The organism is Dokdonella sp., from assembly GCF_049593775.1.
In the GTDB taxonomy this organism is placed as follows: Bacteria; Pseudomonadota; Gammaproteobacteria; order Xanthomonadales; family Rhodanobacteraceae; genus Dokdonella.
The window spans coordinates 1-4,232 of the sequence record NZ_JBAWHJ010000143.1 but is presented as its reverse complement, the minus strand read 5'-3'; the positions used below and the strand labels follow the sequence as shown (position 1 = coordinate 4,232).

The 4,232-nt window shown below is 57.9% G+C and carries 5 protein-coding genes and 1 pseudogene; 5 read left to right on the top strand and 1 reads right to left on the bottom strand.

The window, feature by feature from the left end; all coding sequences use genetic code 11:
- Positions 1-227: pseudogene (locus WBP53_RS04960) on the bottom strand (hypothetical protein); the annotation flags it as partial.
- Positions 228-359: 132 nt separating this feature from the next.
- On the opposite strand from WBP53_RS04960, the gene fabR reads away from it, so the two are divergent.
- The 5 genes from fabR (at position 360) to WBP53_RS04935 (ending at position 3,990) form a co-directional block, all read left to right on the top strand.
- On the top strand, positions 360-1,028 hold the full coding sequence (fabR, locus tag WBP53_RS04955; RefSeq protein ID WP_423926538.1) for an HTH-type transcriptional repressor FabR: 669 nt from the start codon (positions 360-362) through the stop codon (positions 1,026-1,028).
- A gap of 131 nt (positions 1,029-1,159) precedes the next feature.
- Positions 1,160-2,737 (top strand): SDR family NAD(P)-dependent oxidoreductase, encoded by a 1,578-nt coding sequence (locus WBP53_RS04950; protein WP_423926536.1) that lies wholly within the window; start codon positions 1,160-1,162, stop codon positions 2,735-2,737.
- A 108-nt stretch (positions 2,738-2,845) separates the two neighbouring features.
- Positions 2,846-3,283, top strand: coding sequence for a universal stress protein (locus WBP53_RS04945; protein ID WP_423926534.1), 438 nt, complete (start codon positions 2,846-2,848; stop codon positions 3,281-3,283).
- A gap of 112 nt (positions 3,284-3,395) precedes the next feature.
- The gene (locus tag WBP53_RS04940; RefSeq protein ID WP_423926532.1) at positions 3,396-3,635 is read left to right on the top strand and encodes a hypothetical protein; all 240 of its coding nucleotides are present in this window, start codon (positions 3,396-3,398) and stop codon (positions 3,633-3,635) included.
- Positions 3,636-3,681: 46 nt separating this feature from the next.
- Positions 3,682-3,990, top strand: a complete 309-nt coding sequence (locus WBP53_RS04935) for an HPF/RaiA family ribosome-associated protein (RefSeq protein ID WP_423926530.1) — start codon at positions 3,682-3,684, stop codon at positions 3,988-3,990.
- Positions 3,991-4,232: the final 242 nt, after the last annotated feature.

Sequence of the window (4,232 nt, the reverse complement as noted above, 5' to 3'; positions counted from 1 at the left end):
CCCTTGAAGTGGCGATTCGGCTTCAGCCACAGGCTTTTCACGCCTGGCGCTTCATTGACAATGCGTACAAGCCGAGCTCGCGACTCGCTCAGTGACCAAAGCGGATTGATGGCCGACGCCAGTCGATCCCAGTCCTCCGGGACATTCAACGGGGACAGCAAGGGATGACGAAGCCATCGACGAGCGCCGGATGCGGGGACTTCGGGGCTGGCGGTTCCGGTATTCATCGTGTATCAATCCTGTTGAATGAACATATGTTCACTCAAAACGTCTGGAGTTTCCACTCCAATCCGGAAACCAGGGCCGACGGCCTATACTTCAGACCCTGCCAACTGCGTCGTTTTCGCCGGGAGATCGCCATGTCCCTGACCAAGCCAGCTTTGACGCGCAGTGATGTGGAAGCGCCAGCAACCCGCATTGAGCGCAAGGAGCGCACTCGTCAGCGCCTGATTGAAGCGGCACTCGCCCTGATAGGACAGGGCCGTGGTTTTTCCGCGCTCAGCTTGCGCGAGGTGGCACGCGAGGCAGGCGTGGTGCCTGCCACGTTCTATCTCCACTTTCGTGACCTGGATGAATTGGGCCTGGCCCTGGTTGAAATGGGCGGCGTGACACTTCGTCGCCTGCTGAGAGAGGCGCGCCGCGACGGCATTCCTCCCACCGACATGCTTCGTGGCTCGGTACTGATCTACAAGCGGTTCGTCGAGGAACGCAGGCTGGTGTTCCGCTTCATCGCTGGCGAGCGCGGAGGCGGCTCGCGAATCATCCGCGACGCCATCCGCATTGAAGAGAGTCATTTTGCTTCGGAGATGGCACAGGATCTGCGCAGCATCGGCACCTTGCCCGAGCTTTCCAGCACAACCCTGCAGATGATCTGCGGGCTGGTCGTAACCACGATGCTGAACGCGGCCTCGGATATTCTCGATCTTCCACCAGACCAGCCCACGCGGGAACAGGAGCTGATCGAAAATTTCGTGCGACAGTTGCGCGTGGTTTTCCTGGGTGCGGCACGCTGGCGTGACCAGCGCTAGCCAATCCTGATCAGGGCGCCAGAAAAACGTGCTGGCGCGTCCGTTCAGAACTGGCGAGCAGGTGAGCTTCGTTTTCCGCAGATCACTTCCCATGCGATCATTCGCGGTCCACCGCCAGCGATAGAAAGCCCGTGACCCGTGATGACCCGAAGCCCGCCGATGCCGGCGATCGTTCCGAACTGATCGAACGTCTGCGCGATGCCACAGCAACGTTGCTGGCCGTTGCGGAAAACTGGAGCCTTCTCGACGAGCTTGCGCCGGAAGATCGCAAACTGCTGCATCAGGCGGTTGCCCGGGTTTATCACCCCGATCCGATTTCACGTCGCCAACGCATGAAGGCCGCCGAGCGCGAGCGTACAGAACGCACCATCAGCAAGGATGATGCCTTGCTCAATGCAACCGGTATACGGAAGTTGCGTGCAAAGCCCGTATTCACGACACCCAATGTTTTTCCGCCGGAAAGCCTGGAGACCCAGGATACGGATGACGAAGCAGTTGCCCGACGCGAGTCGGTTGATCTGCAGCATTGCTATGTATGCAAGCAGAAATACACGTCAATACATCATTTCTACGACCAGCTTTGCCCCGAATGTGCTGCGTTCAACTTCAGCAAACGGTCGGAACTGGCTGACCTCAAGGGTCGCGTGGCATTACTCACCGGCGGACGCGTCAAGATCGGCTATCAGGCAGGACTCAAGCTGCTGCGCGCCGGAGCCGAGTTGATCGTGACAACCCGTTTCGCGCGCGATTCGGCAGCGCGCTACGCCGAGGAACCTGATTTCGCCGACTGGGGGCATAGGCTGGAAATCTACGGCCTTGACCTGCGACATACGCCCAGTGTCGAGGCGTTCTGCAATGAACTGCTGAAGACACGCTCACGGCTCGATTTCATCATCAACAATGCCTGCCAGACCGTTCGCCGGCCGCCTGATTTCTACAGGCACATGATGCAAGGAGAGTCCGCCGCGTTCGACGACCTGCCCGACAAACTGCGCAAGCTGATCGGAGGCTACGAAGGCATGCGCAATCCGGCGATATCTGGAAGCGGGGAAGGGCGTCAACTTCAATCCGGCGACAGCAAGATTTCGCATGCGGCACCCGGGCTTACTGCAGCGGCTGAGCTGTCGCAACTGAAGCTGCTGCCCGAAGAGCTGTTGGCACAGGAGCATCTGTTTCCCGAAGGTCGACTGGATCAGGACCTTCAGCAGGTTGATCTGCGTGGACGCAATTCCTGGCGCCTGCTGATGGCCGAGGTGCCGTCGGTCGAGTTGCTCGAAGTCCATCTGGTCAACGCGATTGCGCCATTCATCATCAATGCCAGGCTCAAGCCCTTGATGCTGGCCACGCCGGAACGTGACAAGCACATCGTCAATGTTTCGGCCGTGGAAGGACAGTTCTACCGAAACTTCAAGACCACAAAACACCCGCATACCAACATGGCCAAGGCCGCGCTCAACATGATGACCCGAACCGCCGCCACGGATTATCACAACGACGGCATTCACATGAATGCCGTCGACACAGGCTGGGTCACGGATGAAGATCCCGCAGAGATCGCCGCTCGCAAGACTATCGAGGAACGCTTCCATCCGCCGCTCGACATCATTGATGGAGCAGCGCGTATCGTGGATCCGATCATCCACGGCGCGAATACCGGCGAGCATGTCTGGGGTCAGTTCCTGAAGGACTACAAACCCACCAGTTGGTAGGTTCCAGGCATCAGATCGTCATTGATTGACCTGCATCAATAGACGCACGGTGGTTAGTTTGTAGCCTTGCAGTCGACGGAATTTGCCGTTGCCATGGAGCCATTCGCCATGTTCAAGCACATCCTCATACCAACCGACGGTTCGGATCTTTCCGCGAAGGCGATCGAAAAAGGTATCAAGTTCGCCTCCGAAATGGGTGCGTCGGTCACCGGGCTGAATGTCGTGCCGAATCTCCATCTGATCGACTATCAGCTGCAGATTCTCGAAGAAACACGCGAGACCCTCAACGAGGCCACTCGGTCGCGTGCCCGGGGGATACTTGAAGTGCTGGCCAAGGCGGCCAAGGCAGCCGGTGTCGATTGCAAGACCGAGATTGTCGTATCCGATCATGCCTACAAGGCAATCATCGATACCGCCAGAAAGCAGGGCTGTGACCTGATCCTGATGGCGTCTCACGGGCGCAGCGGAGTGGGTGGCGTCTTGCTGGGTAGCGAAACACACAAGGTGCTGACACACAGCGCCATCCCGGTACTTGTTCTGCGCTAGCTCGCTGTCAAGGTTCAGTCAGCCATCGGCACTCCTGGTTTGTACCGGCTTGTCTAACTCCTGCGTTGGCGTCATGCTCGGTGGCTGATTTCCCTGTTTTTCTGGAGTGAGCATGAATTTTTCCAAGACGGCTTTGATCATTCTGGCTACCGCGTCGCTGGTAGCTTGTGGGGGTGCCCAGCGCAAGGCATCCAGGGCCCAGGCCCAGTCCTACAAGGCCAGCGAAAGTGTCTCCAAAGAGCGCTTGCGTCTGGTCGATCAGTACCGCAAGTGCGTCGATGACGCGAAGAACGATTCCATCAAGATCGAGGCCTGTGACTCCTACCTCAAGGCAGCCGAGGCGCTGAATTAGGATCGAGCGTCAGAGCCAGGCTCTGCTTACAAGTCAGGAGACGACAATGAAGATCCAGATCAATACGGATCACACGATCGAAAGTGATGATCGCCTGATCAGCCACGTCAGTGGCGTGATCGAGCATTCGCTCAGTCGGCATGCAAGTCATATCACTCGAGTCGAGGTGCATCTTTCGGATGTAAACGCTGGCAAGTCCGGGCCGGACGACAAGCACTGCGCGGTCGAAGTTCGGTTGGAGGGGCGCCAGCCCATTGCGGCAACAGACAACGCGAGCGGCGTCGATGCAGCCGTTCGAGGCGCCGCCGATAAGGCAGGCCGACAGATGGACAGCGTCCTCGGTAAGGCTCGCTGAAGATATCCGGGGGGATGGAGTTGCAAGGGCGGAAACCTTTGTGGATCCGCCCAGGTGCACTTCGGAGGATTGATCTTCTATTTGACATAATATGCATTGTGCATCGAGTTATTGCTCGTGGCGACGGCCCGTCGGTGATTCCGACCAGTACTGAGAACCGGGCTCTGCAAACCTGTGACATTCTCTTGATTTCTCTGGATAGTCACACCTTTACCGAGCTCTCCGGATAGTCACAACTTAAC